Below are 12,737 nucleotides of genomic sequence, written 5' to 3' on the forward strand. Positions count from 1 at the left end.
GGAATGCGGCAGTTTAGCCAAGGACGCGACGGGCGCACAGTGCATAAATACGCGCCCATGAAAAAGGGAGCTCCCGAGAGCTCCCTTTTGCGTTGCGTTGGACAGGTCAGTCGAACACGCCGAAGGTCATGTAGCTGAACCACGAGCGGTCCTGGTTATTGCCTAGGGCCTGTGGCTCCTGCTCCTCGATCACGTCACCGTTTTCGTCATGGGGCTTGAGCTCGGAAGGAATGGCATCCTTGGCGTCCTGGTACTGCTTGATCACGTCCTGGTTGGCGCGGGTTTCACCCGGCGGCAGCGGTGGACGGGAGTCGATCAGGCCCAGGGTGTACTTGCTCAGCCACGAACGATTGTCGGCTTCAGCCACCTGAGGCACGAACTGACCGTCTTTCAGGCTTGGGTGATCAGGGTAGTTGAGCTTCAGGGTTTCCAGGCTGGTGTTGGCCAGCTCGTCCAGGTGCAGACGCTGGTAGGCCTCGGTCATTACCGCCAGGCCGTCACCCACCGAAGGGGTCTCCTGGAAGTTTTCCACTACATAGCGACCACGGTTGGCGGCCGCTACATAAGCCTGACGGGTCAGGTAGTAGTGGGCGACGTGGATCTCGTAGGACGCCAGCAGGTTGCGCAGGTAAATCATGCGCTGCTTGGCGTCCGGCGCGTAGCGGCTGTTGGGGTAGCGGCTGGTCAGCTGGGCGAACTCGTTGTAGGAGTCGCGGGCAGCGCCCGGGTCACGCTTGGTCATGTCCAGCGGCAGGAAGCGCGCCAGCAGGCCTACGTCCTGATCGAACGAGGTCAGGCCCTTGAGGTAGTAGGCATAGTCTACGTTCGGGTGCTGTGGGTGCAGGCGGATGAACCGCTCTGCAGCGGACTTGGCAGCTTCCGGCTCGGCGTTCTTGTAGTTCGCGTAGATGAGCTCGAGCTGCGCCTGGTCGGCGTAGCGCCCGAACGGATAACGCGACTCCAGGGCCTTCAGCTTGGCTGTGGCACTGGTGTAGCTATTATTGTCCAGGTCTTTCTGAGCTTGCTGGTACAGCTCGACTTCGCTCAGGTTTTCGTCGACGACGTCCTTTGTTGACGAGCAAGCAGCAGTCATGGCGAGGATGGCGATCAGCAGCAGGTGTTTCACTTGCATGGCGGCTTGCGTCCCTATGACGGCCGCTGTCTTGGGCGGGGCCGTCCTGTTATGATGAGCGCCCCGTTGAAAGCCTCGGGGCAAAAGACGCCGTATTTAACCACAAGCGCGCAGCCGAAACCAAAGGCTGTGCCACGCCTAGTCTGAGCATGTCCGATAAAATTGAACTTCGCGCAGAGGTGCCGTCCGAATTGGGCGGCCAACGCCTCGATCAAGTCGCCGCACAATTATTCGCTGAGCACTCGCGCTCGCGCCTTTCCGCCTGGATCAAAGACGGCCGCCTGACTGTGGATGGAGCGGTTATCCGCCCGCGAGACATAGTCCATGGCGGTGCGATTCTTGAGCTGACTGCCGAGCAGGAAGCCCAGGGAGAATGGGTCGCCCAGGACATCGAGCTGGATATCGTCTATGAAGATGACGACATCCTGGTCATCAACAAACCCGCAGGCCTGGTGGTTCATCCGGCCGCCGGGCACGCTGATGGCACCTTGCTCAATGCCTTGCTGCACCACGTGCCGGACATCGTCAACGTCCCGCGCTGCGGCATCGTGCACCGCCTGGACAAGGACACCACCGGCCTGATGGTGGTGGCCAAGACCATCCAGGCGCAGACGCAGCTTGTTACTCAATTGCAGAGCCGCAGCGTCAGCCGGATCTACGAATGCATCGTGATCGGTGTGGTGGTGGCGGGCGGCAAGATCAACGCGCCCATCGGTCGCCACGGCCAGCAGCGCCAGCGCATGGCGGTCATGGAAGGCGGCAAGCAGGCCGTCAGCCACTACCGCGTGCTGGAGCGTTTCCGCTCCCACACCCATGTGCGGGTGAAGCTGGAAACCGGGCGTACCCACCAGATTCGCGTGCATATGGCCCATATCAACTTCCCGTTGGTCGGTGATCCGGCCTACGGCGGTCGCTTCCGCATCCCTCCTGCGGCGAGCCAGACCATGGTTGAATCGCTGAAAACTTTCCCGCGCCAGGCACTGCATGCCCGCTTCCTGGAGCTGGATCATCCGACGAGCGGTAAGCGGATGAGCTGGGAATCGCCGCTTCCAGACGATCTGGTCTGGTTGTTGTCGTTGCTCAAGCAGGATCGCGAGGCGTTTGTCGGATGAGTGACTGGCTGATTCCTGACTGGCCTGCGCCGTCTCAGGTTAAAGCCTGCGTTACCACCCGGGCGGGCGGCGTCAGTCTGGCGCCGTTCGACAGCCTCAATCTGGGCGATCATGTCGACGACGTTCTAGACGCCGTACTGGAAAATCGGCGGCGCCTTACCGATGCCTTCGCTATCGAGCCGGCCTGGTTACGCCAGGTCCATGGGGTTAGCGTGGTCGAGGCAGACCCTGGTCGCATTGCCGAAGCCGATGGCAGTTGGACCAGCACGCCGGGTATCGCCTGCACGGCCATGACCGCCGACTGCTTGCCGGCGTTGTTGTGCAATCGCGCCGGCACCCGTGTCGCGGCGGCCCACGCCGGTTGGCGTGGCTTGGCGGCTGGCGTGTTGGAGGCGGCGGTCGAAAGCCTGGCCACCGAGCCGGCCGACGTATTGGTCTGGCTCGGTCCGGCAATCGGCCCGCAAGCCTTTGAAGTGGGGCCGGAGGTGCGCGAAGCGTTCATGCACCAACTGCCGATCACCGAACGAGCCTTTGTACCCAGTCGCAATCCCGGCAAGTTCATGGCCGACATCTACGAACTGGCCCGAATGCGCCTTGCTGCTCGGGGCGTAACAGCGGTCTACGGCGGCGGTTTTTGCACCGTGACCGACCCGCGTTTCTTCTCCTACCGTCGCAGCCCTCGCACCGGCCGATTTGCCTCCCTTATCTGGCTTGAACGCTAGACTCTCCTGATCCACGTCACGTGTCGCCCGCTTGAATCTTCCAGAATCCACCCCATCTATAAGGGTATCTGGCAGGTTTCTTCATTCAGGATGTGTTTACAGCTCCGGCCTGCTCAAAAGGAAGGTGACTAATGCGTATTGATCGTTTAACCAGCAAATTACAGTTGGCTTTATCGGACTCCCAATCTCTGGCGGTCGGCCTCGACCATCCGGCGATTGAGCCTGCTCATCTGATGCAGGCACTCCTGGAACAACAAGGTGGTTCTATCAAGCCCTTGTTGATGCAGGTGGGCTTTGACGTCAACAGCCTGCGCAAGGAGCTGAGCAAAGAGCTCGACCAACTGCCAAAAATCCAGAACCCCACTGGCGACGTGAATATGTCCCAGGACCTGGCACGCCTGCTCAACCAGGCTGATCGCCTGGCCCAGCAGAAAGGCGACCAGTTCATCTCCAGCGAACTGGTGCTGCTCGCCGCCATGGACGAGAACAGCAAGCTCGGCAAGTTGTTGCTGGGGCAGGGCGTGAGCAAGAAGGCCCTGGAAAATGCCATCAACAACCTGCGTGGCGGCGATGCGGTCAACGACCCCAATCATGAGGAGTCGCGTCAGGCCCTGGACAAATACACTGTCGACCTGACCAAGCGCGCCGAAGAGGGCAAGCTCGACCCGGTGATCGGCCGTGATGACGAGATCCGTCGCACCATTCAGGTCTTGCAACGCCGCACCAAGAACAACCCGGTGCTGATCGGCGAGCCTGGCGTGGGTAAAACCGCGATTGCCGAAGGCCTGGCCCAGCGCATCATCAATGGCGAGGTGCCGGACGGCCTCAAGGGCAAGCGCCTGTTGTCGCTGGACATGGGCTCGCTGATCGCCGGCGCCAAGTTCCGTGGCGAGTTCGAAGAGCGCCTGAAATCCCTGCTCAACGAACTGTCGAAGCAGGAAGGGCAGATCATTCTGTTTATCGACGAACTGCACACCATGGTCGGCGCCGGTAAGGGCGAGGGCTCCATGGACGCCGGCAACATGCTCAAGCCGGCGTTGGCGCGCGGCGAGTTGCACTGCGTCGGGGCAACCACGCTCAACGAATACCGCCAGTACATTGAAAAGGACGCGGCCCTTGAGCGGCGTTTCCAGAAAGTGCTGGTGGAGGAGCCGAGCGAAGAGGACACCATCGCAATCCTGCGTGGCCTTAAAGAGCGTTACGAGGTGCATCACAAGGTGGCGATCACCGACGGCGCGATCATTGCGGCGGCCAAGTTGAGCCATCGCTATATCACCGACCGGCAGTTGCCGGACAAGGCCATCGACCTGATCGATGAAGCGGCCAGCCGCATTCGCATGGAGATCGACTCCAAGCCGGAGGTACTCGACCGTCTGGACCGGCGCTTGATTCAACTGAAAGTCGAATCCCAGGCCCTGAAGAAAGAAGAAGACGACGCTGCGAAGAAACGCCTGGAAAAACTCCAGGAAGAAATCCAGCGCCTGGAGCGCGAGTATTCAGACCTCGAAGAAATCTGGACCTCGGAAAAAGCCGAAGTGCAGGGCTCTGCGCAGATCCAGCAAAAGATCGAGCAGTCACGCCAGGAACTGGAAGCTGCGCGCCGCAAAGGCGACCTGAACCGCATGGCCGAGTTGCAGTACGGGGTGATCCCGGACCTGGAGCGCAGCCTGCAGATGGTCGACCAGCACGGCAAGTCCGAGAACCAGTTGCTGCGCAGCAAGGTGACCGAGGAAGAAATCGCTGAAGTCGTCTCGAAGTGGACCGGTATCCCGGTATCGAAAATGCTCGAAGGCGAGCGCGACAAGTTGCTGAAGATGGAGCACCTGTTGCACCAGCGCGTCATCGGTCAGGACGAGGCGGTGGTGGCGGTCTCCAACGCGGTACGGCGTTCGCGCGCCGGGTTGTCCGATCCGAACCGTCCGAGCGGCTCATTCATGTTCCTGGGCCCGACCGGTGTGGGCAAGACCGAGCTGTGCAAGGCGCTGGCGGAGTTCCTGTTCGATACCGAAGAGGCCATGGTGCGTATCGACATGTCCGAGTTCATGGAGAAACATTCGGTGGCGCGCCTGATCGGCGCACCGCCAGGCTATGTCGGCTATGAAGAGGGCGGTTACCTGACCGAAGCCGTGCGGCGCAAGCCTTACTCGGTGATCCTGCTGGATGAGGTCGAGAAGGCGCATCCGGATGTGTTCAACATCCTGCTGCAAGTGCTCGAAGACGGTCGCCTGACCGACAGTCATGGGCGTACCGTGGACTTTCGCAACACGGTGATCGTGATGACCTCCAACCTGGGCTCGGCGCAGATCCAGGAATTGGTGGGTGATCGCGAAGCCCAGCGTGCGGCGGTCATGGATGCCTTGACCACACACTTCCGTCCGGAATTTATCAACCGGGTCGATGAGGTGGTGATCTTCGAGCCATTGGCGCGGGATCAGATCGCGGGCATTACCGAGATCCAACTGGGGCGCCTGCGTGGACGTCTGGCCGAGCGAGAACTGTCGCTGGAGCTGAGCCGAGAGGCGTTGGACAAGCTGATCGCGGTCGGTTACGACCCCGTGTATGGCGCGCGGCCGCTCAAACGCGCCATCCAGCGCTGGATCGAGAACCCGCTGGCGCAGTTGATCCTGTCGGGCAGCTTCATGCCGGGCACCAGCGTCGAGGCGACGGTGGAGAACGACGAAATCGTTTTCCATTAAGCCCGGTCTGTACGCAAATAAAGAGAGGCCCCGCATTGCGGGGCCTTTTTTTTCGATAGGGCGTTGAACTGTAAGGCAAAGGCTTGTAAAGTGCGCCCCGCAGCAATGTCAGCCCACGGGTTTCTTCCCCCCAGGAAGAAATCAGAAAGAAGCGCAAATCCTTGTCTTGAAAGCAATTTAAAGGGTTGACAGAGGTTTTTAAGATTGTAGAATAGCGCGCCTCAGAGGCACTAACGTAGCGATACGGACGGGGCTGAAGAGGAAGTTACACCGCAGTAAAATTTGAAATATTCAGTTCCGTGATAGCTCAGTCGGTAGAGCAAATGACTGTTAATCATTGGGTCCCAGGTTCGAGTCCTGGTCACGGAGCCAATTTCAAACCGGGGTATAGCGCAGTCCGGTAGCGCGCCTGCTTTGGGAGCAGGATGTCGGGAGTTCGAATCCCCCTACCCCGACCATATTTGGGTCGTTAGCTCAGTTGGTAGAGCAGTTGGCTTTTAACCAATTGGTCGTAGGTTCGAATCCCACACGACCCACCATTTTTGAGACCAGTTAGCGCTGGAATCGAATCTTAAGATCAGAGGCCAAAAGCGCTGATCGAAGAAGGCGACTGAAAGGTCGCCTTTTTTTTACCGGGGTATAGCGCAGTCCGGTAGCGCGCCTGCTTTGGGAGCAGGATGTCAGGAGTTCGAATCCCCTTACCCCGACCATATTTAGAAAAAAGGCGCCTCCATGAGGCGCCTTTTTTTTGCTCTGAATCTGGCAGTTGGGAATTGATGCTGCCAGGGTTTTCTATTCAGGCATCAAGCCGTTCAGCTCCCCATACGTGAAACCCTTCAGTGCCTGCGTATCCAGCCTGCCGCGTTCCTGAAATGAGCGCGCGAGTCCTTCCATTGCTCCGTATAGAAATTCCGCGATGCTTGAGCCTGCACTCAAGCGCCTGACGCCCAGACGCGCCAGCTCATCCGGCGGGGGCAGGGCGTCACGCGCCAAAAGATTCACGGGCAGGCTCAATTCTTTGCACAGGATCCCTATCTCGGCCGGGTCGAGCATCCCGACGGCGAACAAGCCATTGGCGCCCGCTTCTGCATAAAGCGCAGCACGCCTGATGATCTCTTCGAGCTTTCGATCATTGGGCAAAAGGTTTTTCAGGTAAACATCGCTGCGCGCATTCACAAACAAGTTAACGCCGCGTTTTTCGGCTACCTCCCTGACGACATTTATTTTGCGCACCAGTTGCTCGGGCGGCCCAACGCCATCTTCAATATTGATCCCCACCGCACCTGCCGCGACAACGGCATCGATGACGTGTGCAACGTGTTGCAGGTCGTCGGAGTATCCGCCTTCGATGTCCACGGTCAGCGGCACACGCAGCACCCGCGTCATGGACTCAACGTTGGCGGCCAACAGTGCCAGAGGGAGCTGATTGCCGTCTGCGTAGCCATTCGACCATGCCATACCGGCACTGGTGGTGGCGATTGCTGCAGCGCCCAGTGACTCCACAATCCGTGCGCCACCTGCGTCGCTTACGTTGGCCAGAATCAGTAGGCCCTGGTTGTGCAAATCATGAAAAACAGTGTCCAGTGACGTCATGTTATGTACCTCCGTGCAGCTTTACGGGTCATTGGTGTTGGCGGCGCGGGTGGACGCGGGCGCTGTCCTTACGTCCGCCGCACCTGTGAGGATCAAGCCTTTATCACCTCGGCAGACCAGCCCAGCACGCGCTTGGCTTTCTCGTTGCTGACGGTTGGATTGTCCTCGGTAATGTTGAAAATACCCCCTTCCTCTGTCTGCAAGGCCAGCAAGGCGGCGCGCGCTGCGGCGTTTACATGCACGGGACTTGCACCGCTGGGCTCATCCGTGCCGGTGCCGGGCCCGTACAGTTGGCCATAACGCAGAACCGTGCCATGCAGTGTGGGTTCGCTCAGTACCTGATGTTCCAATGCTGCCACGCCTCCCACACTTATGCGGCGGGCACCCTCGGCCTCTACGTCCAGGGGATGGGTTTCCAGATAGGGCGTTTCGCCTGGGCAGTAGGCCCAGGCAATGCTTTGGGCGACCAGGCGACTGGCACCCGCGGCCTTTGCCGCAGCCACCAGATTGTGCGTCCCTTCGGTGCGGATGCGTGCGTTGTTTTCCACGGCCTTGGCCATCAGCTCGGGACTCAGCCCGCGTGGCAGATCCGTAAGTTGATGCACGACCCCCCAGGGCTGTATGCCAATCAACGCTTCCTCCAGGCGTTTCGCGTCGTAAACGTCAACGACCACCGCCGTTGCACCTGCCGCTTCGATGTCCTTCACTTTCTCGCTGTGACGCGTGGTGCCGTACACCTCGAATTGCGCCTCGACCAACAACTTGATCAAGGCGGTACCGATGACACCGGATGCGCCTGCGACCAGAACTTTACGCGACATTGCAATTACCTCTTTGAGCATTCATCGGGAACGAAGCAGGCCTGCGGCCAACACTTCAGAGACAACCATCCTAGCTGCTGTGAGTGATTCTCCTAGGGGCAAAAAACGTAAAACAGCCCATGACAAGAGTTGTCAGTCCCGAGGCTGCGGGCGCCCAGCCTTGTTTCAAATTCGATTTCTTGTCGTGTTCCAGTTGTCGAATCTTGTCCCTTAAACGGCCAGGTAGATCGGCCTACAGTCGCCGCATCGAAGACACCCTGGCGTCTGAATCGGACGACCAGTCAAGAATGAGAAGCTGACATGCCCGTATACCCCTCCTGGAAATTCGCGCTGATCCTTGCCCGTGTCGCATTAGCCAGTGCATTCCTTTCTGCGGTTGCCGATCGATTCGGCTTTTGGCGGCGAAGTGCGCCGTGCCCGCGAGGTGTTACATGGCAAGGTGTCGCGTATCTGTCATGACGGACGCGATCTGTTCGAGGGATTGCCGACAGAGTTGCAAGTGGCGAGGTATCACTCGTTAGTTGCCGGCGAGTTGCCGAGTGAGTTGGTGGCGACGGCACACGTCCTGGATCAGGACGGCAAGCGGGGCGAAATTATGGCGCTGCGTCACAGGGAACTGCCCATTTATGGCCTGCAGTTTCACCCCGAGTCATTGATGACGCCAACCGGCATGACGATGTCGGCAAATTACCTCCAACAGGTTGCGCAGGGTCAGGCCCTTCGCACTGTTGCCTGAACAGACCCCGTGGAACACATCATGGAAAATCCGCATTTCTCCAAAACCTATCTGATCCGTTTTCAACACTGCGACCCGGCAGGCATCGTTTACTTTCCCCAATATCTGGTGTTAACAAACTGGCTTGTGGAGGACTGGTTTACCGAAGGCTTGAACATCGATTTCTCTGACCTTATCGGTAAGCGCCAGTTGGGACTTCCGCTGGTAAAACTGAACTGTGAAGTTACAGCGCCCTCGCGTCATGGAGACCAGCTGACATTTGATTTACGCGTTGAGCGCCTGGGTCGAAGCTCGTTGACTGTTGTTATCGAAGGGCATGTCAACGGCGCTTTGCGCATGCGCAGCCAACAAACGATGGTCCAAACCTGCTTGACGGACGGAACGTCCACGCCAATACCGGCAGATATTCGCCGTTCGCTGGGTCACTTTATTCCCGTGGCCGAGGGTGCCTTATGAATATCCTTCAACCACCCGGCTGGGATCGTCCGCGTGGCTACGCAAACGGTATTGTCGCCCGCGGGACGCTGATTTGCCTGTCTGGCCAGTTCGGCTGGGACGCTCAGAGCCGTCTGGTCAGTGATCGGTACGCAGAGCAGGCGATACAGGCGCTGCGTAACATAGTCACGGTGCTGGCAGAGGCGGGCGCTCGTCCGGAGCATCTGGTTCGTCTCACCTGGTATGTCAGTGATCGGGATGCCTATTTTTCCGAAGGTCGTGAAGTAGGGCTCGTTTACAAGACGTTAATAGGGCATTACCCACCCATGAGCGCTTTCCAGGTGCAAGGTTTGATGGTGGAGGGCGCCAAAGTGCAGATTGAGGCCATGGCGGTTATTCCTGACTAACGCGGGTCATCAACGTTGCCGGTGTGGCTCCACACTCAAGCGCAGTTGTCGAGCCAGACTGGCGGCCTGCTCCGGCGTAGCGATATTGGCAAATCCCAATAGCAGCCCTTTTCCACAATCATGTTCGATGCTGCGTGCCGACAATGACGCTATGCCGAACTGGTGGTCACGGGCACGCTGCGCCATCAGTTGGTCGTCGTCTTCCGGAGCGAGCCTGGCCAGGAGATGCAATCCTGTCGCCGGGGCGCTGAACGTTGCTCGCCCGCCAAACTCTGCCGTGAGGCTGTCGATTACCAGGGTTCTTCGTTGTGAGTAAGCCGCTCGCATCTTGCGCAAGTGTCGGGCGAAATAACCATTTTGCATGAATTCGGCGACTACAGCCTGGCTCAACAATGGACAGCCATCGTTGAGTTGATGGCACGCATTTTCAAATATTGAAACCAGCTTTTTGGGAACGACGAGATAACCAAGCCTTAATGACGGACTCAGCACTTTGCTGAATGTACCCAGGTACAGCACCTTGCCATTCGCGTCCAGGCTGGACAGTGCCGGCAGCGGCCGCGCGTCATAGCAATATTCACTGTCATAGTCGTCTTCAATGATGTAGGCGTCGTTGTGAGTGGCCCATGCCAATAGTTCAAATCGCCGTTTAAGGGATAACGTGACGCCGAGCGGACTTTGATGTGCGGGTGTGACCAGTGCGAACTTCGCATGCAGGGCGCGGGCTTTTCCGTCCTCCACTCTGAGGCCCTCTTCGTCCACGCGTACGGGTACAAGTTTGGCGCCCATCTGCGTCAGCAAGTGACGGTTAGGCGGGAAACACGGATCTTCTATCCACACCTCGTCCTCGGGTTTTATCAGCGTGCGGCCTACCAGTCTGAGTGCGCCTTGATAGCCCGCCGTGATGAATACCTGCTCCGGCGAACAATCCACTCCCCTCGATAGTTGAAGGTAGGCGCATACGCTGTCTCTGAGCGGTTGATAGCCTGTCGGGGTTGGATAGTTGAGCATCCTGTTCTGCAGCCGCATTTGCCTGGCGCTCAAACTGGACCACAACTTGTGCGGGAACAGGTCCAGTGCCGGTAAACCCAACTGATAAAAGAGTGGGCTGTTTGGCACTGCCTTTTCATGCCGCGCGCCAGGGCCGGTACTCTTTATGAGTGGCTTTGAAGTTTGGGGGTGTCCCTGCTGGGGTTTTCTTATGGAGGGCGTTGTTGAAACGTAGGTGCCCGCCTGACCGCGGGCTTCCAGATATCCATCGCTCATGAGCATGTTGTAGGCAATTTCAACGGTGTTCCTTGACACGTTCAACTCGCTTGCCAGCGAACGTATGGAGGGAACTCGCTGCCCAGGTCTTAAAGTCTCCTGGTAAATGGATCGGGCGATTCTGGAATAAACTTGTCTATACAGGCTTGGTCTTTCCATGATCTGCCTTATTAACTCTGCCGATTGCCGCCCATGTCCGACCCGTTTCGGGCTCACAAAATCCGCGTGGGCACGGATGTCGAGCGATAACGAAACCCGTGAATTGTATCTTATTATTACGATCTAAAGTGCGCAACTTCTGTTTTTTTATAGCTTTATCGAATAAGAATGGCGCTTAAGGCGCATTATTCCCGCCGGTCGTCGCCTGTATTGAACCATTCTAGCCTTCAGCAGGGCATTAGCGGGCAGAGAGCGAGCAAGCTCGCTCCTGTGCGGATAACGTCAGTGCAGCTTCAAGCGCGGCTCCGTGCCCCGCCCGATCTTGCTGCCCAGCATCAACATCGCTGTACGAAAGAACCCATACAGTGCCACCTGGTGCATGCGGTACAGAGACACATAGAACATGCGCGCCAGCCAGCCCTCCAGCATCACGCTGCCGGTCAGGTTGCCCATCAGGTTACCCACCGCCGAAAACCGCGACAGCGAGATCAGCGAACCGTAGTCGGTGTATGTGTAGTGGGGCAGATCCTTGCCTTCGATGCGTAGCTTCAACGATTTGGCCAGCAACGACGCCTGCTGGTGCGCTGCTTGCGCACGGGGCGGCACGTTGCGGTCGGTGCCCGGTTGCGGACAGGCGGCGCAGTCACCGAAGGCGAAGATGTTTTCATCGCGGGTGGTCTGCAAGGTTGGCAATACTTGCAACTGGTTGATGCGGTTGGTCTCCAGCCCATCAATCTCCTTGAGGAAGGCCGGTGCGCGAATGCCGGCTGCCCACACCTTGAGGCTTGCGGGAATCGCCTGGCCGCTGCTGGTGATCAATGCGTCAGCGGTCACTTCGCTCACCGCTGCATTGGTCAGCACCGTCACGCCGAGCTTCTCCAGGGTTTTATGCACAGGCGCGCCGATGCGTTCCGGCAGCGCCGGCAACACTCGCGGCCCTGCTTCGATCAGGGTGATGTGCATGTTTTCCGGTTTGATGCGGTCCAGGCCATAGGCGGCCAGTTCATGGGCGGCGTTATGCAGCTCGGCGGCCAGCTCCACTCCCGTGGCGCCGGCGCCAACGATGGCCACGCTGATCTGCTCAACGGCATCGGTCTGCCCGGCATGGGCGCGCAGGTAGTGATTGAGCAACTGCTGGTGGAAACGCTCGGCCTGTTTGCGAGTGTCGAGAAACAAACAGTGCTGCGCCGCGCCCTCGGTGCCGAAATCGTTGGTGGTGCTGCCCACTGCAATCACCAGGCTGTCATAGCCCAGCACCCGTGCCGGCACCAGTTCGCGACCTTCTTCGTCGAGGGTGGCAGCCAGCTGGATTTTCTTCTGCTCACGGTCCAGCCCGCTCATGCGGCCCAGTTGGAACTCGAAGTGATTCCATTTGGCCTGGGCGACGTAATTGAGTTCGTCCTCCGAAGAGTTCAGGGAGCCGGCAGCCACTTCATGCAGCAGCGGTTTCCAGATATGGGTCAGGTTGGTATCCACCAGTGTGACGCTGGCAGTACCGCGCTTGCCCAGAGTCTTACCCAGGCGGGTAGCCAACTCCAGGCCGCCGGCGCCGCCGCCGACGATGATGATACGATGGGTCATGGGGATATCTCGCAAGGCTAAAGGAAATCGGAGCCGTTACCCTCGCGAGCGCCAGGCAGCTCATAGCGTCAGGTAAC

The 12,737-nt window shown here is 58.7% G+C and carries 11 protein-coding genes and 4 tRNA genes; 10 read left to right on the forward strand and 5 right to left on the reverse strand.

Annotation, left to right across the window (positions count from 1 at the left end):
• Window positions 1–106 precede the first annotated feature (106 nt).
• A complete protein-coding gene (locus JOE32_RS21050; RefSeq protein ID WP_004372374.1) occupies window positions 107–1,132 on the reverse strand; it encodes an outer membrane protein assembly factor BamD in 1,026 nt (341 codons plus the stop codon).
• Between the two features lie 149 nt (window positions 1,133–1,281).
• Between JOE32_RS21050 and rluD the strand changes: the two genes are divergently transcribed.
• The 7 genes from rluD (at window position 1,282) to JOE32_RS21085 (ending at window position 6,372) form a co-directional block, all read left to right on the forward strand.
• Window positions 1,282–2,244, forward strand: a complete 963-nt coding sequence (gene rluD, locus JOE32_RS21055) for a 23S rRNA pseudouridine(1911/1915/1917) synthase RluD (RefSeq protein ID WP_015371141.1) — start codon at window positions 1,282–1,284, stop codon at window positions 2,242–2,244.
• Complete coding sequence (gene pgeF / locus JOE32_RS21060) at window positions 2,241–2,966, forward strand: peptidoglycan editing factor PgeF (RefSeq protein WP_209988447.1); 726 nt, start codon at window positions 2,241–2,243, stop codon at window positions 2,964–2,966. The genes rluD and pgeF overlap by 4 nt, the downstream gene beginning before the upstream one ends.
• A gap of 131 nt (window positions 2,967–3,097) precedes the next feature.
• A complete protein-coding gene (gene clpB / locus JOE32_RS21065; protein ID WP_057006965.1) occupies window positions 3,098–5,662 on the forward strand; it encodes an ATP-dependent chaperone ClpB in 2,565 nt (854 codons plus the stop codon).
• 296 nt (window positions 5,663–5,958) lie between these two features.
• Window positions 5,959–6,034, forward strand: a tRNA-Asn gene (locus JOE32_RS21070).
• 9 nt (window positions 6,035–6,043) lie between these two features.
• Window positions 6,044–6,120, forward strand: a tRNA-Pro gene (locus tag JOE32_RS21075).
• A 5-nt stretch (window positions 6,121–6,125) separates the two neighbouring features.
• Window positions 6,126–6,201: transfer RNA gene (locus JOE32_RS21080), tRNA-Lys, on the forward strand.
• A 94-nt stretch (window positions 6,202–6,295) separates the two neighbouring features.
• Window positions 6,296–6,372 (forward strand) — tRNA-Pro (locus JOE32_RS21085).
• Between the two features lie 82 nt (window positions 6,373–6,454).
• Here the strand turns inward: JOE32_RS21085 and JOE32_RS21090 are convergent.
• Both JOE32_RS21090 and JOE32_RS21095 read right to left on the reverse strand, forming a co-directional pair.
• Window positions 6,455–7,255, reverse strand: coding sequence for an isocitrate lyase/phosphoenolpyruvate mutase family protein (locus tag JOE32_RS21090; RefSeq protein ID WP_209988452.1), 801 nt, complete (start codon window positions 7,253–7,255; stop codon window positions 6,455–6,457).
• A 92-nt stretch (window positions 7,256–7,347) separates the two neighbouring features.
• A complete protein-coding gene (locus tag JOE32_RS21095; protein ID WP_057006963.1) occupies window positions 7,348–8,076 on the reverse strand; it encodes an NAD(P)-dependent oxidoreductase in 729 nt (242 codons plus the stop codon).
• A gap of 358 nt (window positions 8,077–8,434) precedes the next feature.
• Between JOE32_RS21095 and JOE32_RS21100 the strand changes: the two genes are divergently transcribed.
• Genes JOE32_RS21100 through JOE32_RS21110 form a run of 3 tightly spaced genes read left to right on the forward strand, consistent with a single transcriptional unit; the run spans window position 8,435 to window position 9,654 of the window.
• Window positions 8,435–8,812, forward strand: a complete 378-nt coding sequence (locus tag JOE32_RS21100) for a hypothetical protein (protein ID WP_209988455.1) — start codon at window positions 8,435–8,437, stop codon at window positions 8,810–8,812.
• Window positions 8,813–8,833: 21 nt separating this feature from the next.
• The gene (locus JOE32_RS21105; protein ID WP_209988457.1) at window positions 8,834–9,268 is read left to right on the forward strand and encodes a thioesterase family protein; all 435 of its coding nucleotides are present in this window, start codon (window positions 8,834–8,836) and stop codon (window positions 9,266–9,268) included.
• Window positions 9,265–9,654, forward strand: coding sequence for a RidA family protein (locus JOE32_RS21110; protein WP_057006952.1), 390 nt, complete (start codon window positions 9,265–9,267; stop codon window positions 9,652–9,654). The genes JOE32_RS21105 and JOE32_RS21110 overlap by 4 nt, the downstream gene beginning before the upstream one ends.
• A 9-nt stretch (window positions 9,655–9,663) precedes the next feature.
• Here the strand turns inward: JOE32_RS21110 and JOE32_RS21115 are convergent, their stop codons facing one another.
• Both JOE32_RS21115 and JOE32_RS21120 read right to left on the reverse strand, forming a co-directional pair.
• Entirely contained in the window at window positions 9,664–11,079 is a 1,416-nt protein-coding gene (locus tag JOE32_RS21115; protein ID WP_209988460.1) for a PLP-dependent aminotransferase family protein, read from the reverse strand.
• Between the two features lie 282 nt (window positions 11,080–11,361).
• Complete coding sequence (locus tag JOE32_RS21120; RefSeq protein ID WP_209988463.1) at window positions 11,362–12,660, reverse strand: NAD(P)/FAD-dependent oxidoreductase; 1,299 nt, start codon at window positions 12,658–12,660, stop codon at window positions 11,362–11,364.
• Between the last annotated feature and the right edge of the window lie 77 nt (window positions 12,661–12,737).

The sequence above is a fragment of the Pseudomonas sp. PvP025 genome (assembly GCF_017832155.1).
Classification (GTDB): domain Bacteria; phylum Pseudomonadota; class Gammaproteobacteria; order Pseudomonadales; family Pseudomonadaceae; genus Aquipseudomonas.